Origin of the sequence: Pasteurella dagmatis (assembly GCF_900186835.1) — a bacterium.
GTDB classification, from domain to species: domain Bacteria; phylum Pseudomonadota; class Gammaproteobacteria; order Enterobacterales; family Pasteurellaceae; genus Pasteurella; species Pasteurella dagmatis.
In genome coordinates this window covers 1,443,685-1,468,279 of sequence record NZ_LT906448.1, presented here as the reverse complement: position 1 = coordinate 1,468,279, position 24,595 = coordinate 1,443,685, and the positions used below count along the sequence as shown (strand labels likewise).

Annotated in this window: 22 protein-coding genes; 17 read left to right on the top strand and 5 right to left on the bottom strand. The window is 37.5% G+C overall.

All coding sequences use genetic code 11. The features are described 5' to 3' along the window. Positions 1-13: 13 nt before the first annotated feature. Both CKV78_RS10570 and CKV78_RS06685 read left to right on the top strand, forming a co-directional pair. Entirely contained in the window at positions 14-1,771 is a 1,758-nt protein-coding gene (locus tag CKV78_RS10570) for a J domain-containing protein (protein WP_005763192.1), read from the top strand. Positions 1,772-1,783: 12 nt separating this feature from the next. After that, a complete protein-coding gene (locus CKV78_RS06685; protein WP_032855337.1) occupies positions 1,784-2,221 on the top strand; it encodes a methyltransferase family protein in 438 nt (145 codons plus the stop codon). 50 nt (positions 2,222-2,271) lie between these two features. Here CKV78_RS06685 and cpdB read toward each other — a convergent pair whose 3' ends face one another. The 3 genes from cpdB to CKV78_RS06670 form a co-directional block, all read right to left on the bottom strand. Continuing rightward, a complete protein-coding gene (gene cpdB / locus CKV78_RS06680) occupies positions 2,272-4,242 on the bottom strand; it encodes a 2',3'-cyclic-nucleotide 2'-phosphodiesterase (RefSeq protein WP_005763189.1) in 1,971 nt (656 codons plus the stop codon). Between the two features lie 214 nt (positions 4,243-4,456). Further along, on the bottom strand, positions 4,457-5,101 hold the full coding sequence (gene sodA, locus CKV78_RS06675) for a superoxide dismutase [Mn] (protein WP_005763187.1): 645 nt from the start codon (positions 5,099-5,101) through the stop codon (positions 4,457-4,459). A gap of 174 nt (positions 5,102-5,275) precedes the next feature. After that, a complete protein-coding gene (locus tag CKV78_RS06670) occupies positions 5,276-7,552 on the bottom strand; it encodes an NADP-dependent malic enzyme (RefSeq protein ID WP_005763185.1) in 2,277 nt (758 codons plus the stop codon). Between the two features lie 199 nt (positions 7,553-7,751). Between CKV78_RS06670 and rsuA the strand changes: the two genes are divergently transcribed. The 5 genes from rsuA (at position 7,752) to treC (ending at position 13,927) form a co-directional block, all read left to right on the top strand. Continuing rightward, a complete protein-coding gene (gene rsuA / locus CKV78_RS06665; protein ID WP_005763183.1) occupies positions 7,752-8,453 on the top strand; it encodes a 16S rRNA pseudouridine(516) synthase RsuA in 702 nt (233 codons plus the stop codon). 1 nt (position 8,454) lies between these two features. Next, a complete protein-coding gene (locus tag CKV78_RS06660) occupies positions 8,455-9,678 on the top strand; it encodes a Bcr/CflA family multidrug efflux MFS transporter (RefSeq protein WP_050397012.1) in 1,224 nt (407 codons plus the stop codon). Next, positions 9,659-10,603: a trehalose operon repressor TreR gene (gene treR, locus CKV78_RS06655; RefSeq protein ID WP_005763179.1), complete on the top strand. Its 945-nt coding sequence runs from the start codon at positions 9,659-9,661 to the stop codon at positions 10,601-10,603. Before CKV78_RS06660 ends, treR begins: the two co-directional genes overlap by 20 nt. 150 nt (positions 10,604-10,753) lie before the next feature. Further along, positions 10,754-12,172, top strand: coding sequence for a PTS trehalose transporter subunit IIBC (gene treB / locus CKV78_RS06650; protein ID WP_005763177.1), 1,419 nt, complete (start codon positions 10,754-10,756; stop codon positions 12,170-12,172). A gap of 114 nt (positions 12,173-12,286) precedes the next feature. Further along, positions 12,287-13,927, top strand: coding sequence for an alpha,alpha-phosphotrehalase (gene treC, locus CKV78_RS06645; RefSeq protein ID WP_005763173.1), 1,641 nt, complete (start codon positions 12,287-12,289; stop codon positions 13,925-13,927). A gap of 108 nt (positions 13,928-14,035) precedes the next feature. On the opposite strand, the gene CKV78_RS06640 is transcribed toward treC, so the two are convergent. Together CKV78_RS06640 and CKV78_RS06635 are read right to left on the bottom strand one after the other, a co-directional pair. After that, positions 14,036-14,932 (bottom strand): pirin family protein, encoded by an 897-nt coding sequence (locus tag CKV78_RS06640; RefSeq protein WP_005763172.1) that lies wholly within the window; start codon positions 14,930-14,932, stop codon positions 14,036-14,038. Positions 14,933-14,944: 12 nt separating this feature from the next. Continuing rightward, complete coding sequence (locus CKV78_RS06635) at positions 14,945-15,475, bottom strand: NADPH-dependent FMN reductase (protein WP_005763170.1); 531 nt, start codon at positions 15,473-15,475, stop codon at positions 14,945-14,947. 366 nt (positions 15,476-15,841) lie between these two features. Here CKV78_RS06635 and CKV78_RS06630 point away from each other — a divergent pair, with 366 nt between their 5' ends. The 10 genes from CKV78_RS06630 to ccmI all read left to right on the top strand — a co-directional run bounded on the left by CKV78_RS06630 (position 15,842) and on the right by ccmI (position 24,546). After that, complete coding sequence (locus CKV78_RS06630; protein WP_005763169.1) at positions 15,842-17,665, top strand: monovalent cation:proton antiporter-2 (CPA2) family protein; 1,824 nt, start codon at positions 15,842-15,844, stop codon at positions 17,663-17,665. A 200-nt stretch (positions 17,666-17,865) separates the two neighbouring features. Continuing rightward, positions 17,866-18,513, top strand: coding sequence for a cytochrome c biogenesis heme-transporting ATPase CcmA (gene ccmA / locus CKV78_RS06625; RefSeq protein ID WP_005763168.1), 648 nt, complete (start codon positions 17,866-17,868; stop codon positions 18,511-18,513). A 21-nt stretch (positions 18,514-18,534) separates the two neighbouring features. Further along, a complete protein-coding gene (gene ccmB, locus CKV78_RS06620) occupies positions 18,535-19,200 on the top strand; it encodes a heme exporter protein CcmB (RefSeq protein ID WP_005763166.1) in 666 nt (221 codons plus the stop codon). Positions 19,201-19,212: 12 nt separating this feature from the next. After that, positions 19,213-19,953 carry a heme ABC transporter permease gene (locus CKV78_RS06615; protein ID WP_005763164.1) on the top strand — a complete coding sequence of 247 codons (741 nt, stop codon included), beginning with the start codon at positions 19,213-19,215 and terminating at the stop codon, positions 19,951-19,953. Positions 19,954-19,962: 9 nt separating this feature from the next. Continuing rightward, entirely contained in the window at positions 19,963-20,166 is a 204-nt protein-coding gene (gene ccmD / locus CKV78_RS06610; protein ID WP_005763162.1) for a heme exporter protein CcmD, read from the top strand. Further along, the gene (ccmE, locus tag CKV78_RS06605) at positions 20,163-20,702 is read left to right on the top strand and encodes a cytochrome c maturation protein CcmE (RefSeq protein ID WP_005763160.1); all 540 of its coding nucleotides are present in this window, start codon (positions 20,163-20,165) and stop codon (positions 20,700-20,702) included. Before ccmD ends, ccmE begins: the two co-directional genes overlap by 4 nt. Next, the gene (locus CKV78_RS06600; protein WP_005763159.1) at positions 20,699-22,660 is read left to right on the top strand and encodes a heme lyase CcmF/NrfE family subunit; all 1,962 of its coding nucleotides are present in this window, start codon (positions 20,699-20,701) and stop codon (positions 22,658-22,660) included. Before ccmE ends, CKV78_RS06600 begins: the two co-directional genes overlap by 4 nt. Beyond that, positions 22,653-23,198: a DsbE family thiol:disulfide interchange protein gene (locus CKV78_RS06595; protein ID WP_005763157.1), complete on the top strand. Its 546-nt coding sequence runs from the start codon at positions 22,653-22,655 to the stop codon at positions 23,196-23,198. The genes CKV78_RS06600 and CKV78_RS06595 overlap by 8 nt, the downstream gene beginning before the upstream one ends. Continuing rightward, a complete protein-coding gene (locus CKV78_RS06590; protein WP_005763155.1) occupies positions 23,198-23,653 on the top strand; it encodes a cytochrome c-type biogenesis protein in 456 nt (151 codons plus the stop codon). The genes CKV78_RS06595 and CKV78_RS06590 overlap by 1 nt, the downstream gene beginning before the upstream one ends. Next, positions 23,653-24,546 carry a c-type cytochrome biogenesis protein CcmI gene (gene ccmI, locus CKV78_RS06585; RefSeq protein ID WP_005763153.1) on the top strand — a complete coding sequence of 298 codons (894 nt, stop codon included), beginning with the start codon at positions 23,653-23,655 and terminating at the stop codon, positions 24,544-24,546. Before CKV78_RS06590 ends, ccmI begins: the two co-directional genes overlap by 1 nt. Positions 24,547-24,595 lie beyond the last annotated feature (49 nt).

Here is a 24,595-nt window from a genome sequence, read left to right as displayed (position 1 = left end):
GGGAGAATAAGTGATGAGCTGTTGGACTATTTTAGGGATCGAGCCGACTTATGACGAGAGGGAAATTCGGCGTGCTTATGCAAAGAAACTAAAAATCACACGTCCAGATGACGACCCTGAGGCCTATCAACGCTTGCGAGAGGCTTTCGATGATGCCTTGATGATGGCGCCTTATTTTGCAAGCCAACATGATTCTCAGGATAAAAATAATTGGCTCGATGACGATATAGATATTCGCGAAAATGAAAAAAATGCAGGTTGTGAATTTGTAGAAGAGCAAAATACAGCACAGTTATTTGAAAACGAATTTCGTTTTGATGATGTGTATTCTGCTTGGTTCAATAAATCTGAATTTCTCTCTAATATAAATAAACAGGATGCAGGTTCAACTCCAGATTGTACCACTGAACAAAATAATCCAGCCGAAGCATCCAGCATTAATGCTGTAATGGATACATCGGAACTCTTTTATGAGCATATCAGTGCTTCTCAACTGATTGAAATCATTGAACGTTGGTTCAAGCAGGGCGGTGATATTTTACTGATTGAGAAATGGAGAGAAATACAGAATCTACTCACTAAATTACCGATTGAAGAGAGTGAAGATGTTTCTTGGTCATTTTTAAGTTTTTTACGAGAGAATAATATAGACAATCCAATGTTGTGGGCACAATGGTCTTCTTATTTTAACTGGCACAATGATTATCAAATCCAATTTAGACTTAATTATGATGATATTGAAGACCTAAATAAATATATTCTCTTAGCTGATCTTCATTCTCCTCAACCGACACGATTTTTTGAATATCCTATTTTTAGCACATTCCTCGCGCGTTTAAATCAAGGCACAAATTTCATCTTCAATGTGCTTTACGCCTTTCTGATTGCGCCTTTTCTATTTTATGAGTTACCTGAACCACAACGAAAATTTTTTGAGAGGCAACATAAGGGGATAAAGCGCTTATACGATTGGGCAATTCTATTGCGTTTAATGTTTCGTGGTGAGTTGATTATTGGCTTGATCATAATGATTTATTATGCGGAAGCAGATTTCACTGATGGGTTAATTTCTGCTAGTGTTTTCATTTTAGGCTTTTTGTTTATCAGTACCTTACTCTTGATGGCTTTTTATCGGCTGTTATCGCCTTTTACAATGTGGTTAAATCGTTATCTTGCCTTTCTTTTCGGTCTCTGCCTGCCTATTGTATTAATTTTGATACGTCATTTGGTAGCAATACCAGCTTATTTTGATGCTGTGTATTTTTTACTTCTGTTGTTATCCTGGAGCAGTTTAGCAACTCGAATACTGAGAGAGAGTCTCTTTGTGTATATTTTTATGACTTGTTTTATGTATTTTATGTTTATTGAGATGACTAACTATGCACTAGAATTGGCGATTTTCTGGATTAATTTTAATTTCTTTTTAGAGAAATATGCCAGAGCGTATTTTGCCCAACTGCTCACGATGAAAGATATCTTATCTAGTAAGCTGATACAGCAAAATATGTTATGGCGTTTAATGTATGCGATAAGAGGATTACTTATTTGGTTTTTCTTGCTTCCTGTGCAAATTGTTAATTGGTTTATGGATTATGAAGATAAAGGCAGTGTATTCGAGTTGATTGCCGTGAGTGTGTTATTGATGTGGGGAGTGAGTTTTTTCAGTACGCAGCCTTTATTATTCTTTTATCCTATTGTGTTTCTCGTTATTGGTATCCAGAAGCTGATAAAAATAGTCCTGCTATATCAATTAAGAAAAAATGTATCTTGAGTGAGTTTATTAATGAAATTTCGCATTCCCCCGCCAGTAATTTTTCTAGCTTGTGCTACTGTAATGTGGTTTTTACCGCCTGTTTATTCATTCCCTCGTTATTTATGGACAATTGCATTGCTATTTGTTTGTAGCGGTGCAATTGGCACACTGAGCCTTTGGCAATTTTGGCAGGCAAAAACCACTGTTGATCCCATTGCGTTAGAAAAAGCCAGTCAGCTGGTTGTCAGTGGTGTGTATCGGTTTAGCCGAAACCCAATGTATTTAAGTTTAGCATTGCTTTTATTGGCGTGGGGGCTCTGGCTTGGTAGCTTAAGTGCGGTCATTTTTTTAATTGTTTTTCTTTTTAGTATCACGCAACTTCAAATTAAGCCAGAAGAAAAAGTGCTAGAAAAATTGTTTGGAGAAGAATACCGCTCTTATAAACAAAAAGTGAGACGTTGGATATAAAAAAGCAAAGCGTAAATCACGCTTTGCTTTTAATTGAGTGAGAAAATGGATTATTTTGAAAAATCCACTTGGTATACAGCGAAACCAATTTCATCAGTACCCACAAAGTTGACTGCATATTGTGATTTTTCTTGGATGAACTGTTTTGCTTTTTCACTTGGTGAAGTTTCAAAACGAACATCTAATTTAACTTTGCTATTGATTGGTGCAATACGCCAGTTTTTATCTGCACTTGGGCTCACATGACCGTGTACTTTACTTTCCTCAGTGATGTAGTTCGCCAAAATTTGACGGTTTTCATCTGGTGCTGCAAATACGATGTGTTTATCGCCTGTTCCTGGGAATTTACCACTGTATGCTCGGTAGTTATTAGTTGCAATTAAGAACTCTGCTTTTGGATCGACTGGTTTACCTTGATAAGTTAAGTTGATTACTCGCTCAGCTTTATCATTAATTAATTTACAATCCCCATTATAACGTGCTGGTTTGGTAATATCGAATTGATATTGTACACCGTCAATGACGTCAAAGTTATAGGTACGGAAACCTGTCCAATCTAATAGGCTTTGTGGTTGATCGTTTGTTGGGTCTATTTGTTTAAACATACCTGCGCTGCATTCTAACCATTCTTTTAATTGTGCACCAGTGACTTTAACGATCACTAATGTGTTTGGATAGAGGTATAAGTCTGCTGCGTTACGGAAGGTTAAATCACCCTTATCTACTTCAGTATAACCTGTAGGATCATTTTTACGTCCACCCGCTTTAAATGGTGCACCTGCACTTAATACAGGTAAGCCTGCCAATTCAGGTAAGTTTTTCACTACATTTTCAGCATATGCTTTTTGAGCTTGGTTTACGATTTGTACTGTTGGGTCATCTTGCACGAGAGCAAGGTAACTGTACATATTGTCGGTTGCTTTACCAATTGGCTGAGCAACGAATTGACGAGTTGCATCGTGAACTGGGGCAAGAATTGCATTCATTTCATCGTCTGATTGTGCAATTGCAACTTTTTTCTCATTATCATAGATTGGTCTAAGCTCCGCCTTACCATCTACAACAACCCATTTATCGCCATGTTGTGCAAGCTCTAAGTCAACAACGCTGATGTTGTTCCCCCAATAACCTGCCATACTTTCAGGTACACCTTTCACTGTACCTTTTGAGATATCTACATTTGGTGATTTAGCAAATTCTTTGTTTGGGAATAAACGGTGCGAATGACCGAAAATGATTGTATCGATGCCTTTCACGTCTGCCAGATAGAATGCGGAGTTTTCAGCCCCTTCTCTATATGGCTCGTCAGATGGCCCTGTGTGTGCTAAAGCAATGATGATATCTGCACCTTTTTCTTTTAACACTGGCACATATTTTTCCGCAGTTTTCTTGATATCATGTGCTAATACATGACCTTCTAAATGCGCTTTATCCCACACCATAACTTGTGGTGGCACAAAACCGATATAACCGATTTTTACGACTTGCAATTGACCATTAGCATCCATAATGCCTTTTTCTTGGATCACATAAGGTTGGTAACGTGGTTCGCCTGATTCAGCTTTCACTACGTTTGCGTTAATGATTGGGAATTTTGCTTCTGCGATTGCATCATCTAAGTATTTTAAACCATAGTTAAATTCATGGTTACCTAATGTGCCTACATCGTAATGCATTGCATTTAACACTTCGATAGCAGGGTTCGCTTTACCTTCTTTATAACCTTTTGCTGCTTGGTAGTCAGCAATTGGGTTACCTTGAATCAAGTCACCATTATCAACTAAAATGCTGTTCTTTACTTCCTTGCGAGCTTGTCTGATTAAAGTTGCGGCACGGGTAAAACCAAATTTTTCAGTAGGCGCATCTTTATAATAGTCAAAATCTGTTAAAAAACTGTGTAAGTCAGTGGTTGCGATCACTCGAAGTGATGCTGAATTGTTAGGGGTGGCAAAAACATATTTAGATGCGGTAAAAGTTAAAATACTGCAAGCACCTAATTGCAGAAAACGTCTTCTATCCATAAATGACTCCTCGATAAATAAGTAGGGTATAAAGGATTTAATTGTAGAAAAAATAGCGCTGTATCTCTACTCATTTTTAGCAGATTAATGTGATCTACTTCATAAACTAGAGAAAAGTGCGGTTAAAATTTATCTAAAATAAATTTGCTACTCTAAATGTAAAAATCCCCTTGATGAGGGGATTTTTATACGCTGCTAGAATGTTCGAGCGCAATTATTTTGAACAGTTGCAGTGCTCGGTTTTTTTCTCAAAACGTTCTGCAACAAAATCCCAGTTTACAACGTTCCAGAATTCTTTAATGTAGTCCGGACGGCGGTTTTGGAATTTCAAGTAATAAGCGTGCTCCCAAACATCTAAACCTAATAATGGGTAGCCTTCACACCCCGCGATTTCTTTTCCCATTACAGGTGAGTCTTGGTTTGCTGTTGAAACTACAGCTAATTTGCCATTCTCTTGTAATACTAACCAAGCCCAACCAGAGCCGAAACGAGTAGCTGCTGCTTTTTCAAATTCAGCTTGGAATGTTTCTACTGAACCAAAATCACGTTCGATAGCGTCTTTTAAAGCACCTTGTAATGTTGTACCTTTTTTCAAACTTTTCCAGAAAAGAGTGTGGTTTAAGTGACCGCCTACGTTGTTACGTAATACAGTGAATTTATCTGTAGGCACTTCTGCTAGTTTAGTTAATAATTGACCTGGGCAGCCTTGTGCTAATTCTGGTAAGCTTTCTAATGCTGCGTTAGCGTTGTTAATATAGGCTTGATGATGTTTAGAATGGTGAATTTCCATTGTCATCGCATCGAAATGTGGTTCTAATGCATCATAAGCATAACCAAGTTCTGGTAGAGTATAAGCCATAGTAAATTTCCTTTATTTGAGTAAAAGTAGGGTGGCAGAATTGCCAAAAAAGTAACAAGATTTTAACAGAAAATTTGATTAAGATCATTATTTCTGATTGATTTTGCATCATTAAGCGAAATTTTTCATATTTTCTTGAGAAGAAAAAGGGTGGAATTTCCACCCTTTTTATTTTTATCTGCAAGTACTTTCAACATTTGCTGCGGCAATTGCCACCATATTGATGATACGACGTACAGAAGAGGCAGAAGTTAAAATGTGCGTTGGTTTATTGATGCCCATTAAAATTGGTCCCACGGTGATTGGCGTTGCAGTACCTTGAAGTAAATTCAAACTAATACGTGCGGCTTCCATATTTGGCATGACTAATAAGTTTGCGGCACCTTTAATTGGGCTATCAGGCATAATGGTATTGCGAAGTTTTTCATTTAGTGCCACATCACAATGCATTTCACCGTCAATAATTAGCTCTGGTGCTTGTGCTTTCACTAACGCTAAAACTTCACGCATTTTAACCGCACTTGGGTCATCAAAAGTGCCATAGTTAGAGTGTGATACTAACGCAATTTGTGGCTCAATACCGAAACGACGAATTTCATTGGCTGCCATAATCGTGATTTCAGCTAATTCTTCCGCAGTTGGATTTTGGTTTACAAAAGTATCAGTGATGAATAGGTTGCCCGTTGGTAGCACAAGCCCATTTACTGTCGCTGGTGTTTTAATACAAGATTGTACACCTAAAATAGCTTTGACGTTATCAAGGTGTGATGAGTAAGGTCCCACTAAGCCACATAGCATCGCATCTGCTTTGCCGAGTGATAATAAGGTGGCACCAATGACAGTTGGGTTGTGTAACATTTTGCGTTTTGCCCCTGCTGGTGTGATACCTTGACGTTTATGTGAATTGTAGTAAGCAGTCCAACATTCTTCATAGTATGGATTATTTTCTATATCCACTAACTCGAAGTCACGCCCAGCTTGGATGTGTAAGCCTAATTGTTTGATTTTTTGCTCAATTACATTTGGGCGACCTAACAATACAGGGTTTGCAATATCTAAAGTAGCAATTTCTTGCACGGCGTGTAAGACACGAGATTCCTCTCCATCTGTTAAGAGAACACGTTTTTTGTTTTGTTTGGCTTGTGCGAAAACAGGTTTCATAAATAAGTTTGTTTTGTAAACAAACTGTGTGAGTTTTTCTACATAAGCATCAAAATCTTCAATAGGACGAGTTGCTACACCTGAATTCATTGCTGCTTTTGCGACTGCAGGGGCAATTTTTACGATCAAACGCGGATCAAATGGTTTTGGAATAAGGTATTCTGGACCAAAAGATAATTCTGTTTCACCGTAAGCAGATGTCACCACTTCACTTTGCTCTGCGAGGGCAAGATCAGCAATAGCGTGCACTGCTGCGAGTTTCATTTCCTCATTAATGGCAGTTGCACTGACATCTAAAGCACCACGGAAAATGAATGGGAAACACAGTACGTTATTCACTTGGTTTGGATAGTCAGAGCGACCAGTACAAACAATCGCATCTGGGCGAACAGCTTTTGCTAGCGGTGGTAATATTTCAGGTTCAGGGTTTGCTAACGCAAGAATTAATGGATTTGCAGCCATTGTTTTTACCATTTCTTGTGTTAATGTGCCTGCTGCTGAACATCCGAGGAAAATATCCGCATCATTAATGACCTCAGCTAAAGTACGTTTACCGTTATCTTCAATAGCATACAGTTTTTTGGTTTCATCCATGCGCTCATCACGGCCGTGGAAGATAACGCCTTTTGAGTCACATACAATAATATTTTCACGTGGTAAACCAAGGCTTACTAATAAATTTAAACAGGCGATGGATGCTGCACCAGCACCAGATGCCACTAATTTTACTTTCGCAATATCTTTTTTCACGATGCGCAGGCCGTTTATAATTGCTGCTGCGCTGATAATTGCAGTACCGTGCTGGTCGTCGTGGAAGACTGGAATTTTCATTCTTTCACGCAGTTTTTGCTCAATGTAAAAACATTCAGGCGCTTTAATATCTTCTAAATTAATCCCGCCAAAAGTAGGTTCAAGTGAGGCAATAATATCAACTAATTTATCGGGATCTTTTTCATCAATTTCAATATCAAATACGTTAACTCCAGCAAATTTTTTGAATAGTACACCTTTTCCTTCCATCACAGGTTTACCTGCAAGTGCACCGATATTACCTAATCCTAAAACTGCAGTACCATTAGAAATTACTGCTACTAAATTACCACGTGATGTATAACGGTAAGAGGCGGATGGATCTGCTTGAATTTCAAGGCAAGGTACGGCAACGCCAGGCGAATAAGCTAACGCTAAATCACGTTGAGTTGCGAGCGATTTAGTTGGGCTAACTTCAATTTTCCCAGGGGTTGGATACTCGTGAAAATCGAGAGCAGCTTGGCGTAATTGTGCATCCATAAAAGAGTCCTCTTGTTGGTGAATAAATAAATATTTGGATGATCTATTATAAAGAAAATAGGAATAAAAAATGTGAGCTAAAACACAGTATTAATATTTTAGTTACAAAGTACTATTGCTTAGTTTGGAAAATATCTCACTTTGGATATGAAACGTAGTAGAATATGAGCGTTTATGATTTGAAAGATTAAGATATAAAATGCGATTAGATAAGTTTTTAGCAGAAAGTACAGGATTAACACGTTCACAAGCCAATAAAGTATTGAAACAAAGTGCGGTTACAATGAATGGAAAAGTGGAAAAAAATGGCTCAGTGAAAGTCAATTCTGAAGATGAAATTTGCTTTGATGGTGAGTTGCTCACTTGGATTGAGGAAGGGCAATACATTATGTTATATAAACCACAAGGTTATGTGTGCTCGCACGATGATGGTGATTATCCAACAATTTATCAGTTTTTTGATTATCCACTTTCAACTAAATTACATAGCGCAGGGCGCTTAGATGTAGACACTACAGGTCTTGTACTATTAACTGATGATGGACAATGGTCGCATCGTATTACCTCTCCAAAACACCATTGCGAGAAAACTTATCTAGTGACATTAGCCGATCCTATCGAAAGCAATTATCAACAAGCGTGTGAGGCTGGGATTTTATTACGTGGAGAGAAAGAACTCACTAAACCTGCAAAATTAGAAATTCTAGATGATTACAATGTGAATTTAACTATTAGTGAAGGGCGTTATCATCAAGTAAAACGTATGTTTGCCGCTTTGGGTAATAAAGTGGTAGGGTTACATCGTTGGAAAATTGGCTGTATTGAACTAGATGAAACCCTTGAAGAGGGAGGATATCGTTCTCTTTCTGAACAAGAAATTAATAGTTTCAATAAAGGATGATATTTTGATTGAACAAAAGCCATTGAAAGTAGGCGCTATTTTTATTGTTACTTTAGGTATTTTATCAATGCTTCCTCCACTGGGTGTTGATATGTACCTGCCTGCGTTTCTATTGATTGCGCAAGATTTGAATGTGACACCTGAAAAAGTACAACATACCTTAACTTTCTTTGCTGCCGGAATGGCGATTGGGCAGCTTTTTTGGGGGCCTGTTGGCGATAGTTATGGACGCAAACCGATCATTTTGTTAGGTGTGACGATTAGTGCAATTGCTGCATTGATTTTAACCAATATTCAGTCTATCGGAAATTTTACCGCACTTCGTTTTGTGCAAGGCTTCTTTGGGGCCGCTCCCGTGGTACTAGTTGGCGCAATTTTACGTGATTTATTTAATAAAAATGAGTTGTCCAAAATTATGTCTTCAATCACATTAGTATTTATGCTTGCACCATTACTTGCGCCGATTATTGGTGGACATTTGGTTTCTTGGTTTCATTGGCATTCCATTTTTTATGTGATTAGTTTTATGGGGCTTCTATCCTGTTTATTGGTGCTAGTCTTGATTCCTGAAACGCATCATAAAGAAAAACGCATTCCACTGAGATTGGGGGTTGTTGGACGCAATTTTTTAAGTTTGTGTAAGCAAAAAGAAGTATTGGGCTATATGTTTGCTTCAGCATTTGGTTTTGGTGGTTTATTTGCCTTAATTACCGCAGGATCAATTGTTTATGTGGGGCTTTATGGTGTTCCTGTTGATCAATTTGGTTATTTCTTTATGCTCAATATTGGTGTGATGACCATAGGCTCTGCTTTGAATGGTAAAATCGTGAATAAAGTGGGTACAGAAACAATGTTACGTGTAGGTTTAGCTATTCAATTTATCGCAGGTATTGGCTTGATTATGGTATCTATTCTTGATCTTGGCTTTTGGACAATGACGTGCTTTTTAGCGATTTTTGCAGGGCAAAATCCCCTGATTTCCTCCAATGCAATGGCATCTATTTTGGAAAAATTCCCGACAATGGCGGGAACTGCTAATTCAATGGTTGGTAGTGTGCGTTTTGGCACAGGCGCTATTGTAGGATCATTAGTCGCTTTAATGCCAATGAAAACACCTGCGCCTATGTTATTAACAATGGCCTTATGCAGTATTATTGGGGTGAGTTGTTATTATTTTTTAACTTATAGGAATTTAAATAAGGCAGATGGTCAAGCTCACGATTAAGGATATAGCACGACTAAGTGCGGTGGGAAAATCAACAGTTTCTCGAGTGCTGAATAATGATCCTAAAGTTAGTGAGGCAACTCGTCAACGTGTACAAGAGGTTATTGAGCAATATAGTTTTCAGCCGTCAAAATCAGCGAGAGCAATGAGAGGTATGTCTAACCGAGTGATTGGGATCATTGTGACACGCCTGTCTTCTACTGCTGAAAATCAAGTATTATCAAATGTTTTACCATTATTGTATGCTCAACAATGTGAGCCCATTATTGTCGAGAGCCAGTTTAAGGCTGAATTAGTTAGAGAGCATTTAGCCTTTTTCCAAAAACGTGGTGTTGATGGGGTGATTTTATTTGCGTTTAGTGAGTTAGATGAGAGTGATTTAGAGGGATGGCAACATAATATGGTTGTTATTGCGAGAAATTATACGACTTTCTCCTCTATTTACTATAATGATACAAAAGCAGTAAATTTGCTGATGTCCCATCTTTATGGACAAGGGCACCGTCAGATTAGTTATTTAGGTGTGAGCGATCAAGATACAACTACTGGTTATGCCCGTCATCAAGCATATTTACATTTTTGTCAACAATACAGCTTACAACCTTGCTCTTTACAAGGTGGATTAGGGTATGAATGGGCATATAATCACACAAGTGCGGTTATTTTTCCTGAAGTTTCTGCTCTTGTTTGTGCCACTGATACTTTAGCGATTGGCGCACTAAAATATCTGCAAGAACAACACTTATCACATATCCAAGTATGTGGGGTAGGCAAAAGCCGATTGTTACAGTTCTTATTTCCTAAGGTGTTAAGTGTTGATTTAGGGTTTGATCAAGTGGGTGAAGTTGCAGTGAAACAATTACTTGCTTTATTGGCACATCAACCTATTCAACATTATTGTCTCGATTGTCGATTAGTTATTTAATATCTTTATTTATCTTTTTATTGGATTTGTGATCTTGATCTCATTTTATTCACTTTATATGGGAACGTTCCCATTGATTGAATAATAAACATAATTATAATAAGCCATAATTTATTTCCCCTGTCGATTATCAAGTAAAAGAGGCTACTTATGGCAAAAATTGATCCAAATGCAGTAGATAAAATTATTGAATATGTTGGTGGACGCAAAAACATCGCAGCAGTTAGCCACTGTATTACTCGCTTACGCTTTATCTTAAACGATGAGAAAAAAGCTGATGATGAAAAGCTGAAAAGTTTACCAATGGTTAAAGCCAGTTTTGCAACGGGTGGTCAATATCAAGTGGTGATTGGTCAGGAAGTTAGTGATTATTACAAAGTTTTACTTGAAAAGACAGGCTTAGCTAATGCTGATAAAGAACAAATCAAAGCAGCAGCACGCCAAAATCAAAAATGGTATGAACGCAGTATTTCTCATTTAGCTGATATTTTTATTCCATTGCTACCAGCACTAATTAGTGGTGGTTTGATTTTAGGTTTCCGTAATGTGATTGGTGACATCAAAATGTTTGAAGATGGCACTAAAACACTAGTTGATATCAGCGCATTCTGGGCAAGTATGCACAGTTTCTTATGGCTGATCGGTGAGGCGATTTTCCACTTTTTACCAGTAGGTATCTGTTGGTCTATCGCACGTAAAATGGGAACATCGCCTATCTTAGGCATTGTGTTAGGGGTCACATTAGTTTCACCACAATTAATGAATTCTTATGCATTAGGATCACAACTGCCTGAAGCATGGGATTTTGGATTCATGGCAATTGAAAAAGTAGGATACCAAGCTCAAGTGATTCCAGCGATTATGGCTGGGCTAGCATTGTCATTTATCGAACGGTATTTAACTAAAATTGTACCCAATTATTTGAACTTAGTGATTGTGCCAGTAGTCTCTATTATCTTAGCGGTTTTCCTTGCACATTCAATTATCGGTCCAATCGGACGTGAAATTGGTAATGGTGTCGCTTTTGTTGTGAAACACGCTATGACGGGTGATTTTGCCCCAATTGGCGCAGCGTTATTTGGTTTCTTATATGCGCCATTAGTTGTAACTGGTGTACATCAAACAACACTAGCTATCGACTTCCAAATGATTGGTAGTATTGGGGGGACGCCAGTGTGGCCTTTAATTGCACTCTCAAACATTGCTCAAGCATCAGCTGTATTAGCGATTATTTATGTCAATAAAACAGCAGAATCTCGTGAGGTTTCTGTGCCCGCTGCAATCTCTGCTTATTTAGGCGTAACAGAACCTGCTATGTATGGGATTAACTTAAAATATCGTTTTCCAATGCTTTGCGCCATGATTGGTTCTACGGCTGCTGGTTTAATTTGTGGTCTAGCTGGTGTATTAGCAAGCAGTATTGGCGTGGGTGGTTTACCTGGAATTTTATCTATTCAACATCAATATTGGGCAGTCTATGCTTTAGCGATGGCAACAGCGATTGTCGTACCATTTATTCTCACTACTCTTGTTTACAAACGTAAAGAAAAAGCGGGTACTTTAAATTAATGCCGATTTTTAGTTTCTCTTTATCTTCAGATGTGAGAAAAGTGCGGTTTGTTTTTTATGATTTTTTAAATAGGCATAAAAATTGAGTGCAATACGAGTTGATAAGGAAAAAATATGAGTAGTAAACATTGGTGGCAAAATGGGGTTATCTACCAAATTTATCCAAAATCTTTCCAAGATACAACGGGAAGTGGAACTGGGGATATTCAGGGAATTATTAAGCGTTTAGATTATTTAAAAGAATTGGGCGTTGATGGGCTTTGGATTACACCGATGTATGTTTCGCCACAAATTGATAATGGTTATGACATCGCTAATTATCGTGATATAGATCCGAGTTATGGCAGTATGGCTGATTTTGAACAGTTAATTGCACAAGCGCATCAACGTGGCATCAAAATTGTGATGGATATGGTGTTTAATCATAGCTCAACTTTCCATCGTTGGTTTGTTGAAGGTGAGGACCCAAATAGCGAATATCACGACTATTATATTTGGCGTGAGAGTCCAACCAATTGGAAGTCAAAATTTGGCGGTTCAGCATGGAAATGGTCTGACAAAGCGCAAAAATATTATTTGCATTTATTTGCCCCCGAGCAGGCGGATTTAAATTGGGAAAATCCGAAATTACGTGAAGAATTATTTGATATTTGTAAATTCTGGGCTGAGAAAGGCATTGATGGCTTGCGCTTAGATGTGGTGAATTTAATTTCAAAACCTGAACAATTTGAAGATGACTACGAAGGGGATGGTCGCCGTTTTTATACAGATGGACCTAAAATTCACCAATATCTACAGTTATTAAATCAACGTGCACTCACTCCTTATGGCTTAATGACGGTTGGAGAGATGTCTTCGACAACCTTAGAAAACTGTCAAAAATATGCCAATTTAGCAGGCACAGAACTCTCGATGACTTTTAATTTTCATCATTTGAAAGTCGATTATCCAGATGGGGAAAAATGGACTTATGCTCAACCTGATTATGTACAATTGAAATCTATTTTTAATTATTGGCAACAAGGTATGTATGGCAAAGCTTGGAATGCCTTGTTCTGGTGTAATCATGATCAACCACGTATTGTGTCGCGCTTTGGCAATGAAGAACAGTGGCATCAAGAGTCAGCAAAAATGCTAGCTATGTTATTACACGGCTTGCAAGGAACACCTTATATTTATCAAGGTGAAGAATTTGGTATGACAAATCCAAATTTCACTACTATTGAGCAATATCGTGATGTAGAAAGTTTAAATGCTTATGCAGAATTACAGAAAAAAGGCATTGATGAAACATTGATTATGCAAATTTTGGCACAAAAATCTCGTGATAATAGCCGAACACCAATGCAGTGGGATGACTCGGCACAGGCTGGATTTACAACAGGTGAGCCTTGGATTGAAGTGGCAAAAAACTATTTAAAAATCAATGCAAAATCTGCTCTGGCAGACAAAAATTCAGTGTTTTATACCTACAAAAGCTTGATCGCATTACGTAAGAAACTGCCAATTTTAACAGAAGGTGATTATCAAGATTTAGCCCCTGAGCATCCTTTATTGTGGTGTTATCAACGCCAGACTTTAGATGCAAAATTACTTGTATTGGCTAATTTAAGTGAGGTAGAGCAGATATTTGAATTGCCTCCCGAGTGGTGTCATAAGGAAGTCATATGTTTGATGAATAATTATGGAGACTATAGAATTGAAACTAGCAAAGTTACGTTAATGCCTTACCAAGCAGTCTATCTTTATCAATAATTAAAGAAATAAAAAAGTGAAAAATAAGCTATTTTTCACTTTTTTCTTACTGATAAAATGTGTTTTAAACGGACCGCACTTTAGGATATTAGCAGTACGATTTTTTTGTTATTTTAATTTTTCAGGTACTCTAGGAGCAATTAATCGTTTAAGTTTTGTGCCTTCAAGATTAATATGGCCAAATCGAGGATGGTTGTTATTCCAGTCTTCTACCGCTTGTTTTAAGGTTTCTGCTTTGTCCGCAACAAAATTCCACCAAATCACAGTGGGATGTGGGAGCGGTTCCCCTCCTAATAACATGAGATGGCAGCCTTCTTCCCCTTCTAAAGTAAATGTCCCATGTTCATCACAAGCAGTTAATACAGCTAGTTCATCTTGTTGGTATTCTTCACCATTAACACGTAATGTACCGCCAATCACTAGCGCGCCATATTCCCAACCATTTTCTACTTTTACTGTCAGCGAGGTCTTTTTAGTAAACTGTACATCTAAGCCTAATAATGGGCTAAATTGCGTTGTGGGTGCCGTATGACCAGCAAAGCTACCTGTTGTTAAGATAAAATTAATGCCCTCTTCAGACCACTCTGGCAGAGTCGGATAATGTTCAAAATTAGGCTTAATCTCTTTATTCATTGGTAATGCAATCCAAAGTTGCACAGCGTGCAAATCTTTGACGTTTTCCGGTGTTTGCTCTGTATGGCAAATACCATAATTGTTTGTTCCTGCCGTCATTAAATTGACTTGTTTAGGGCGAATTAATTGACGAAAGCCTAAACTATCCTGATGCCATACCTCCCCCGAGAGCATCCATGTAAACGTTTGTAGGTTTGTATGAGGATGTGAGCCAACTTGTAAACCATCTGATTCTTGTGAAAATTCAGCAGGACCAGCATGATCTAAAAAACACCATGCACCAATTGTTTTTTTGCTTGATTTAGGTAAAAGTCGAGCAACAGGGATTCCACCAACATCTTTCGTCAGTGCTGTAAACTTATCAATACTCATGAACAAATCTCCTTATTTTATGAAAGTGACAAAATTAGCGGCAAATTTCCCTAAGAATCCAGCTGTACGTTCATTTATAACTTTTCCCTCTTCACTCAATGCAGTATGTGCTTGGCTTAAGTAGACTTCTGCACTCAGTACATTACTGCCTAGTGCCTGAAGGATTTGACGTGTATGTAAGCCTGAGTTGATACCGCCGTATGAGCCGGGAGAGGCAGTTGCAACAGCAACTTTTTTGCCCGCCCATACATTTTGTCCAGATGGTCTGCTGCCAATATCAAGTAAGTTTTTGAGAGCAGCAGGTACGCTACGGTTATGTTCAGGTGTGACGATTAATACGGCATCTGCTGTTTTTAATTGTTCACGTACACGCTCATAAGCAGGGACAGTGATACTGTCAAGATCTTGTGTATAAAGAGGTAGATCCTGAATTTGTACAACATCATATTGTATATCTTCTGGGAATTGCTCCACCATAAATTGTGCAATCTTATGTGTCATCGATTTTTGACTAATGCTGCCTAATACTAATGCAACTTTCATGATTTCTTCCTTAAATTCAGAGGTTAAATTTTAGGTGTTCATATTTTGTAATCCTTACCTTTGATACAATATATCGAGAGAAAGAGTTAGTAAGTGATGAACAATGATTAATTTAACATATCGACACAAAATCACATAGATAGATACATTTTTAATATAATGCATATTATATAGTAAGCATAAAAATACCTTTATAACTAAGGGATATTTGCTTGTTTTTAATACTAGAATCAGTGTTTATTTTGTGAGAAAAGTGCGGTCTATTTTTAGCTAGTTTATTTCGTCTATTTAATGTTTATGTGCATTTTTTTAGTAAAAAAGCTAGAATACGCACACTTTTTATTGAATATATTGTAGGAGAAAAAGATGGCAGCTGAAGGAGCCAGTAGCTTAGTACAAGTCGTTGCATTATTAGGGGCGGCAGTAATTGCAGTACCTTTATTTAAGCGTTTAGGATTAGGATCTGTATTAGGTTATTTAGCAGCAGGGCTTATTATTGGTCCATTTGGTTTTGGTTTATTTACGGATCCACAAGCAATTTTACATGTCGCTGAATTAGGCGTTGTCATCTTTCTATTCGTCATTGGGCTTGAGATGCACCCTTCACATTTATGGCATCTACGCAAGCAAATTTTTGGTTTAGGTAGCTTACAGGTTATTTTGGCTGCGGCATTATTAACGGGAGTAGGTGTCGCATTTGGTTTTTCATTGCCAATCTCTTTTGTTAGTGCTTCAGGTTTTGTGTTGACATCAACAGCGATAGTCATGTCTGAATTAGCAGAACGTAATCAACTTTCTACTTCAAGCGGGCAGAAAATCGTTTCCGTATTATTATTTGAAGATTTACTCATTGTTCCATTACTTGCAATTGTTTCTTTTCTTTCTCCTATTCATACTGAAAGTGATAAACCTTTATGGCAAAGCATAGGTATTTCTTTGCTTTCAATTGTGATTTTAGTTGCTATTGGGCGTTGGCTGTTAAATCCGTTATTTAAAATTTTAGCGCGTTATAAAGCAAGAGAAGTAATGACAGCTGCAGCCCTATTAGTTGTATTAGGGGCAGCCTTATTAATGGAGTGGGGAGGACTCTCCATGGCAATGGGGGCTTTTTTAGCAGGTGTATTGTTATCTGAATCTAGTTTCCGTCATCAATTAGAAGCAGATGTAGAGCCTTTCAGGGGGTTACTGCTAGGTTTATTTTTCCTAGGTGTAGGTATGGCTCTAGATTTGGCAGTTGTTGCAGATAATTGGTTGCTGATCTTATTAGGTGTAGTTGTTTTAATGATCGTCAAATTTGCGACTATTTATGGCGTTGCCCGTATCGCAAAGAGCGATCATCAAGAGGCAATTGATCGTGCATTTTTAATGGCACAAGGTGGTGAGTTTGCCTTTGTACTTTACTCTGCTGCAACTTCGCAAGGCGTATTGAATGAAGTGGATAATGCGAATATGACAACAATTGTTGTACTTTCGATGGCAATTACACCATTATTGCTAATATTACAGCAAAAATTTTTACAGCCTAAAGTAAAAACATTGCGTGAAGCCGATAATGTTGATGAGAAACATTCAGTATTATTAATTGGAATGGGGCGTTTTGGGCAAGTCATTAACCGTATTTTACAGTTTAGTGGTTATAAAGTAACAATTATTGATATGGATGAAACAACTATCTCCGGTATTAATAAATATGGAATTAAAGCTTATTTTGGCGATGCAAGTCGTCCAGAACTCTTGTTAAAAGCAGGAATTGAAGATGCTAAAGTATTAGTTGTTGCAATTGATAATCCCGAGCAAACATTGCGAATTGTAGAATTTGCAAAAGAAGTTAATCCGAATATCAAACTTGTCGTTCGTTCTTATGATCGAGTACATACTTTTAGGCTATATGGTAAAGGCGTAAATGATATCATCCGTGAAACCTTTGATTCCGCAGTACGTTCAGGTAAACGCACATTAGAATATTTAGGTATGCCAAAAGAAATTGCAGAGAAAGTAGGTGAGCTTTATTTTAGAATGGATCGTAATGGTATGGGGAAAATGGCGAGTTTATATGATCCAGAATTATCACTCTTTGCGAATGAGGCTATGCTAGAAGAAGGGAAGTTACAAGACCAGAAAATTGCAGAAATGATACAAATATTACTCGAAGAAGAAAAAAATAAAGTGAGCAACGAGACTCTCAATTAGTCAATCAATTTTGTCTGAATAAATAAAATTGCCTATTGAATAAATAGGCAATTTTTTTGTTATAAATCATAACTTTTGTTCTAAATCAATAAACCCTATCATACACCTCTAAAGAGGTAGTATTTTCCAAGCGCAATGACTACGCTAAGTACTTTGCGTATGATAGAATGCGAGCCATTAATAGGCGGAATTGATTAATTATGCAAAAAACGTATCAATTAAAAACAGAACAGCTAGCTTGTCAGCGAGGTGACAAAATATTATTTACAGGGCTAAATTTAACTGTAAATAGTGGCGATTTTGTACAGATTGAGGGGCATAATGGGATTGGTAAAACCAGTTTATTACGTATTGTTGTTGGGTTAGCACAAGCGTTATCTGGTGAAGTGTCTTGGAATGGCATCAATGTAGTAAAACAGCGTGAGAATTATCATTATGATTTGCTGTATTTAGGTCACCATTCTGGTGTAAAACCAGAATTAACAGCTTGGGAAAACTTAAAATTTTATCAACGTATTAGCGCTTGTAAACAAGGAGATGAGGTGCTTTGGCAGGTGCTAGAAACCGTTGGTCTGCTTGGTCGTGAGGATATTCCAGCTGCACAGCTTTCTGCAGGGCAACAACGCCGTATTGCATTGGCTCGCTTATGGTTATCAAAAGCACCTTTGTGGATTTTAGATGAGCCTTTTACCGCTATTGATAAGAAAGGTATTCAAGTGTTGACCGCATTGTTTGAGCAACACGTTCAGAAAGGTGGCATCGTGATTTTCACAAGCCACCAAGATGTTCAAAGCACAATTTTGCGCAAAGTGCGGTTAGAAAATTACAAGTTTTTTGAAACAGAATAACGAATATAGAATAGAACGATAATGATCTTTTTAGAAATCATAAAGCGAGAGTTACAAATTGCAATGCGTAAGTTAGCGGAAATTTTAAATCCGCTATGGTTCTTTTTAATTGTCATTACCTTATTCCCATTGGTGATAGGTCCAGAGCCAAAATTATTATCACGTATTGCACCAGGTATTGCTTGGGTTGCTGCATTATTATCTGCGCTATTATCTTTTGAACGTTTATTTCGTGATGATTTTATTGATGGCTCTTTAGAACAATTAATGTTAACTGCGCAGCCATTAGTGTTGACGGCATTAGCAAAAGTGATTGCTCATTGGTTATTAACAGGATTACCGCTAATTTTATTATCACCGATTGTAGCGTTATTACTCTCGTTAGAAATGCATATTTGGTGGGCGTTAGTATTAACTTTATTAATCGGCACGCCCGTATTAAGTTGTATCGGTGCTATCGGTGTTGCATTAACAGTAGGGATACGCAAAGGTGGAGTATTATTAAGTTTGTTAGTCGTGCCGTTATTTATTCCCGTTTTAATTTTTTCTTCTTCTGTGTTGGAAGCTGCTAGTTTGAATATGCCTTATAGTGGTCAGTTAGCAATCTTGGGGGCAATGATGGTGGGCGCATTGACACTCACTCCTTTTGCAGTGGCAGCAGCATTACGAATTAGTTTAGATCAATAAAAGGAAAGCATTATGTGGAAGTGGTTACATCCTTATGCCAAGTCTGAAACACAATATCACTTGTGTGGTAAGTTTCTACCAATTACAGCAATTTTGACTGCACTTCTCTTAATTGTGGGGATTTTGTGGGGGCTTGCATTTGCACCTGCTGATTATCAACAAGGGAATAGTTTCCGAATTATGTATGTTCATGTGCCAACTGCAATTTGGTCAATGGGCGTTTATGGTTCAATGGCAATCGCAGCATTTGTGGCACTGGTCTGGCAAATTAAACAAGCACATTTAGCAATGATTGCAATGGCACCGATTGGCGCATTATTTACTTTTCTTGCCTTAGTCACGGGGGCAATTTGGGGAAAACCAATGTGGGGCGCTTGGTGGGTCTGGGATGCACGTTTAACTGCTGAACTTATTTTATTTTTCTTATATCTTGGCGTGATGGCACTTTATTCTGCTTTCCAAGATAGTGCAGTTGGTGCAAAAGCTGCCGGTATTTTATGTATTGTTGGCGTTATTAACTTGCCAATTATTCACTTCTCAGTCGAGTGGTGGAATACCTTGCATCAAGGAGCAAGTATCACAAAATTTGAAAAACCATCAATTGCGACACCGATGTTAATCCCATTAATTTTATGTATTTTCGGATTTATGATGCTTTATATTTGGCTGACATTGGTACGTTATCGTGTGGCATTGCTGAAAGACGATAGTAAACGACCTTGGGTAAGAGCATTAGCGGCAGAATTAAAATAGGGGGAGAATATGTTTTTTGAAAGTTGGAGTGATTTTTTCAATATGGGAGGCTATGGCTTCTATGTGTGGCTTTCCTACTTTATTTGTTTTATTACGATTGCTGGATTAATTATTCAAAGCGTAAGTGCAAGAAAAAAAGTGTTAAAAGAAGTTTTACGTGAACAACAACGTGAAGAAAGATTGCAACAAGCGAATGTGAAGGGGGCGTTATGACACCAAGACGTAAATCGAGAATGATGGTTGTTTTTTTCATTTTATTTGGCGTTTCGATTGCTTCCGCATTAATTTTATATGCGCTACGTCAAAACATTGATTTATTCTACACACCTTCTGAAGTTGTTTATGGTAAAAATGATGATGCCTCACAAAAACCAGAAGTAGGTCAGCGTATTCGTGTGGGAGGAATGGTAGTTGCAGGTTCTGTAGAACGTGATCCTAAAAGCTTAAAAGTGAAGTTTGATCTGAACGATATAGGACCTTCAATTACAGTACAATATGAAGGTATTCTTCCAGATTTATTTCGTGAAGGGCAAGGTATTGTGGCACAAGGTGTATTGAAGGGACCAACATTGCTTGAGGCGACAGAAGTATTGGCAAAACATGATGAGAATTATGTACCACCAGAATTAGATGCACAAATGCAAAAAGTGCATAAGCCAATGGGTATGACTGATTTGAAAGGCGAAAGTGAGCGTGATCGTCAAGAAAAAACTTACGGGCAGAAATACACACAAGAAGGTCAAAAATGATCGCTGAATTAGGAAATTATGCTTTAGCTTTAAGTCTTGCCATCGCTTTGCTGGTGGCAGTTTTTCCTTTATGGGGGGCAGAAAAAGGTAATGTTCAATTAATGTCGTTAGCTCGCCCAATGACTTATGGTTTATTTGTTAGTTTAAGCGTGGCATTTGTTGCTTTATTTTATTTATTCGCAGTGAATGATTTTTCAGTGCAATACATTGTGAATAACTCAAATACGAATTTACCTTTACATTATCGCCTATCTGCAGTTTGGGGATCACATGAAGGCTCTTTATTACTATGGATTTGGTTATTGACTTTATGGGGGGCTGCAGTTGCTTTCTTTAGTAAGCAATTACCACAAGAGGCGGTCGCTCGTGTATTAGGTATTATGGGGATTATCAGTATTGGTTTCCTTGTTTTTGTTTTATTTACTTCAAACCCTTTTGACCGTACTTTTCCTGATTTACCTGTTGATGGCAAAGAGTTAAATCCATTATTACAAGATGTGGGATTGATTTTCCATCCACCGCTACTTTATATGGGGTATGTGGGGTTTTCTGTAGCATTCGCTTTTGCGCTAGCCTCTTTAATGACTGGTAGACTAGACACTGCTTGGGCAAGATGGTCACGCCCTTGGACAATGGCTGCTTGGGTCTTTTTAACACTCGGCATAGTATTAGGATCTTGGTGGGCTTATTATGAACTTGGCTGGGGTGGCTGGTGGTTCTGGGATCCCGTAGAAAATGCTTCATTTATGCCTTGGATTGCTGGTACAGCATTATTGCATTCTTTAGCTGTAACAGAGAAACGAGGTTCTTTCAAAGCTTGGACTGTATTATTAGCAATTTTAGCCTTCTCACTTTGTTTATTAGGTACTTTCCTCGTTCGTTCGGGTATTTTAGTGTCAGTACATGCCTTTGCTTCTGATCCAACACGTGGTTTATATATTTTAGCTTATTTAATCGTTGTAATTGGTGGGTCATTGGCGTTATATGCCTATAAAGGTAGTCAAATTCGTTCACGTGATAATGCCGAGCGTTATTCTCGTGAAAGTATGCTGTTATTAAATAATATTTTATTGATGACTGCACTTTCTGTGGTTTTCTTAGGTACATTATTACCATTAGTGCATAAGCAGTTAGGTCTTGGGACGATTTCTGTAGGCGCCCCCTTCTTTGATCAAATGTTCTTAATCATTATGATCCCATTTTCTTTGTTACTAGGGATTGGACCCTTAGTAAAATGGCGCAGGGATGAATTTTCAGAGATTCGTACTCCTGTTATTGTAAGCCTTGTGATTATGCTTATTGCAGGGTTTGCATTGCCTTATTTCTTGCAAGATAAGATCACTGTAAGCTCAGTCCTAGGGGTGATGATGGTAGTCTTTATTGCAATTTTAAGTTTATATGAATTGCAGCAACGTGCGATACATCGTCATTCTTTCTTTATTGGTTTGACAAAATTATCTCGTTCACATTGGGGAATGGTAATTGCCCATTTAGGAGTTGCGATGTCGGTGTGGGGAATTGCATTCAGCCAGAATTATAGCATTGAGCGTGATGTGCGTATGAATATTGGAGATTCTGTAAATATCGCAGATTATCAATTTACATTTAAAGGTATTACCGAAGCCAATGGACCAAACTATTTAGGTGGACAGGCACAGGTCGATATTTCTAAAAATGGTAAAATTGAAGCGGTTTTATTTGCTGAAAAACGTTTTTACACTGTCAGTAAAATGACAATGACTGAGGCGGCAATTGACTGGGGATTTAGTCGAGATATTTATGTGGCTCTAGGTGAAAATTTAGGTGGTGATTCTTGGGCATTACGTCTATATTACAAACCTTTCATCCGTTGGATTTGGTTCGGTGGTGTATTTATGGCATTAGGTGGTTTACTCTGTATGTTTGACCGTCGTTATCGTTTCTCAAAAATGCTAAATAGAAAGGAAAATTATGAATAAAAAGCTGTATTTACCTTTAGCTTTATTTCTTATTCTTGTGATTACATTTGCTGTGCAACTGCAACGTAATTCTTTGGGAGATGATCCAAAATTATTGGAATCCGCTCTTGTTGGAAAACCTGTACCAAATAAAAATATTCCAGATTTATTTGAAGATAGACATTATAACAATGCACTTTTCCAACAAGGGAAACCATTACTTTTAAATGTATGGGCTACTTGGTGTCCAACTTGTTATGCCGAGCACCAATATCTGAATAAGCTTGCAGCTGAAGGCATTACCATTATTGGATTAGATTATAAAGATAAAACAGCTAGTGCTATAAAGTGGTTAAAAGACTTAGGCAATCCATATAAAGTAGTCTTAAAAGATGAAAAAGGCGCATTTGGTTTAGATTTAGGTGTATATGGGGCGCCAGAAACATTTATTGTTGATGGGAAAGGGATTATTCATTATCGCTATGCTGGAGATGTGAATGAAAAGGTATGGAGAGAGAAACTGCAACCGATTTATCAAAAATTACTCGAGGCAAATTAATGAAAAAATTAACCGCACTTATCTTATTGTTGTTTAGTGTTTCTACTTTTGCTGCAATTGATGTGCTTGAGTTTAGCTCTCAACAACAAGAAAAAGATTACAAAGAATTAACACAGGAATTACGTTGTCCTCAATGTCAAAACAATAATATTGCTGACTCTAACGCAACAATTGCCGTTGATATGCGTCATAAAGTATTTGAATTATTACAAGAAGGTCATTCAAAGCAAGATGTTGTTAACTATATGGTAGATCGTTATGGTAATTTTGTGACTTATAATCCACCATTGACAGCTGCGACTATTGCTCTATGGGTAGTTCCTGCATTATTAGTTGTAATTGGCGTGATTGTTGTTTTTCGTCGTAAAGTAAAAACGAAGGAACAAGCTGTTGAGGCTAATTTAAGCGCTGAAGAATTAGAGCGTTTGAAAAAAATATTAGAAGAGAAAGAATAATGATTTTTTGGTTAAGTGTATTACTATTAAGTTTTATTATTGCCTGCATCTGTTTTTACCCATTATTAAAAAAGCAAATAAAAGCACAAACTGTTAAACGTGACGAGCTTAACAAAGCCCTTTATTTCCAACGTTTAGTAGAAATTGAACGAGATGAGGCACAAGGTTTATTAAAAAATGCCGAGATATTAAAACAAGAATTACAACAATCTTTATTGGAAGACATTCCTGAGCAAAAAAACGCAGCTCAAATAGATCAAAAACATTACGGTAAGCTGTGGTTTATTTCTGGCTTTTTGGTTTTAGCGATTATTTCTGTCATTTTCTATATGGGCGTGGGCTCGTGGAAATCAGAAGATATGTTAAAAAAAACGTACCAAAAACTACCGCACTTTTATGAGCGTATTCAAGATGAGAAAAATAATCCGCTGACAGATGCAGAGTTACAACAATTCGCAATTGCTCAACGCTTGCATTTACAAAAATCGCCAAATGATGCGAAAGGGTGGTGGTTACTTGGACAAATTGCAATGAATACAAATAAAGCACAACTTGCTTTGGACAGCTATGCAAGAGCAAATAAGTTAGAACCAGACAATTTAGAATATAAGTTATCCTATGCACGGATTCTAATGTTTTCTGAAGATCCAACAGATAAAAGCAAGGGCGATGAACTATTAAAAGAGGTTATTCGTAAAGATCATGCTAATTTAGAAGCGCTTGGGTTGCTTGCTTTCCGTTACTTTGAGACTGAAGATTATAAAATGGCAGCAGTAACTTGGGCAATGATGTTACGTTTGTTACCAGAAGATGATCCTCGCACTGAACTTATTCAACGAAGCATAGAGTCTGCTAGAGCATCGTATCAAGAAAAAGAAACAAACAAGAAATAATTTGTGAAAACTCAAATGAGGGCCTGTATTTAATTAAATAAAATACAGG

What these genes read in the sequence shown, in the direction of transcription:
- sodA (WP_005763187.1), bottom strand. Translation starts at nt 5,101, where the DNA reads ATGGCTTATACTCTACCAGAACTTGGTTATGCTTATGATGCATTAGAA.
- CKV78_RS06640 (WP_005763172.1), bottom strand. Translation starts at nt 14,932, where the DNA reads ATGAGTATTGATAAGTTTACAGCACTGACGAAAGATGTTGGTGGAATC.
- ccmI (WP_005763153.1), top strand. Translation starts at nt 23,653, where the DNA reads ATGATTTTTTGGTTAAGTGTATTACTATTAAGTTTTATTATTGCCTGC.
- treB (WP_005763177.1), top strand. Translation starts at nt 10,754, where the DNA reads ATGGCAAAAATTGATCCAAATGCAGTAGATAAAATTATTGAATATGTT.
- ccmE (WP_005763160.1), top strand. Translation starts at nt 20,163, where the DNA reads ATGACACCAAGACGTAAATCGAGAATGATGGTTGTTTTTTTCATTTTA.
- CKV78_RS06615 (WP_005763164.1), top strand. Translation starts at nt 19,213, where the DNA reads ATGTGGAAGTGGTTACATCCTTATGCCAAGTCTGAAACACAATATCAC.
- CKV78_RS10570 (WP_005763192.1), top strand. Translation starts at nt 14, where the DNA reads ATGAGCTGTTGGACTATTTTAGGGATCGAGCCGACTTATGACGAGAGG.
- treC (WP_005763173.1), top strand. Translation starts at nt 12,287, where the DNA reads ATGAGTAGTAAACATTGGTGGCAAAATGGGGTTATCTACCAAATTTAT.
- ccmD (WP_005763162.1), top strand. Translation starts at nt 19,963, where the DNA reads ATGTTTTTTGAAAGTTGGAGTGATTTTTTCAATATGGGAGGCTATGGC.
- cpdB (WP_005763189.1), bottom strand. Translation starts at nt 4,242, where the DNA reads ATGGATAGAAGACGTTTTCTGCAATTAGGTGCTTGCAGTATTTTAACT.
- ccmB (WP_005763166.1), top strand. Translation starts at nt 18,535, where the DNA reads ATGATCTTTTTAGAAATCATAAAGCGAGAGTTACAAATTGCAATGCGT.
- treR (WP_005763179.1), top strand. Translation starts at nt 9,659, where the DNA reads ATGGTCAAGCTCACGATTAAGGATATAGCACGACTAAGTGCGGTGGGA.
- rsuA (WP_005763183.1), top strand. Translation starts at nt 7,752, where the DNA reads ATGCGATTAGATAAGTTTTTAGCAGAAAGTACAGGATTAACACGTTCA.
- CKV78_RS06670 (WP_005763185.1), bottom strand. Translation starts at nt 7,552, where the DNA reads ATGGATGCACAATTACGCCAAGCTGCTCTCGATTTTCACGAGTATCCA.
- CKV78_RS06600 (WP_005763159.1), top strand. Translation starts at nt 20,699, where the DNA reads ATGATCGCTGAATTAGGAAATTATGCTTTAGCTTTAAGTCTTGCCATC.
- CKV78_RS06630 (WP_005763169.1), top strand. Translation starts at nt 15,842, where the DNA reads ATGGCAGCTGAAGGAGCCAGTAGCTTAGTACAAGTCGTTGCATTATTA.
- CKV78_RS06595 (WP_005763157.1), top strand. Translation starts at nt 22,653, where the DNA reads ATGAATAAAAAGCTGTATTTACCTTTAGCTTTATTTCTTATTCTTGTG.
- CKV78_RS06635 (WP_005763170.1), bottom strand. Translation starts at nt 15,475, where the DNA reads ATGAAAGTTGCATTAGTATTAGGCAGCATTAGTCAAAAATCGATGACA.
- CKV78_RS06685 (WP_032855337.1), top strand. Translation starts at nt 1,784, where the DNA reads ATGAAATTTCGCATTCCCCCGCCAGTAATTTTTCTAGCTTGTGCTACT.
- ccmA (WP_005763168.1), top strand. Translation starts at nt 17,866, where the DNA reads ATGCAAAAAACGTATCAATTAAAAACAGAACAGCTAGCTTGTCAGCGA.
- CKV78_RS06590 (WP_005763155.1), top strand. Translation starts at nt 23,198, where the DNA reads ATGAAAAAATTAACCGCACTTATCTTATTGTTGTTTAGTGTTTCTACT.